This is a genomic window from Holdemanella sp. MSK.7.32 (assembly GCF_024460475.1).
GTDB lineage: Bacteria > Bacillota_I > Bacilli_A > Erysipelotrichales > Erysipelotrichaceae > Holdemanella.
In genome coordinates this window covers 1-399 of record NZ_JANFYN010000130.1, presented here as the reverse complement: position 1 = coordinate 399, position 399 = coordinate 1, and the positions used below count along the sequence as shown (strand labels likewise).

The following is a 399-nucleotide window of genomic DNA, read 5'->3' as shown; positions in this document are numbered from 1 at the left end:
GATCCAAAAGACTGCAAGGATTGTCCTCTTAGAAACAAATGTACAAAGAGTAAGAACATGACAAAAGTTATCGAACGTCACCTATGGGAAGAGTTTAGAGAATATGCCGATGAGATCCGTCATACTATGGAATGGAAAGAAATTTATCCACAGAGAAAAGAAACCATTGAACGAGTATTTGCGGACTGTAAAGAAAACAATGGACTACGATTCACAAGGTTAAAAGGCTTGAAGAAAAACCAACAGAATGCTTGGTTGATTTTTGCGTGCCATAATCTGAAGAAAATGTCCCTTTGGAGAGGAAAATATAGAAGAAAGCCATCAAAAAATTCAATAAATCCTCCAAAATATACAAAAAAAGACAATTTCATTTTGGAAATTGCCTATATACAATAAAAA

General features: G+C 34.1%; 1 protein-coding gene. It reads left to right on the top strand.

Annotated elements, in window-relative coordinates; translation table 11 throughout:
* A partial coding sequence (locus NE544_RS12115) for a transposase (RefSeq protein WP_256269510.1) occupies positions 1-396 on the top strand: 396 nt, incomplete at its 5' end.
* Positions 397-399 lie beyond the last annotated feature (3 nt).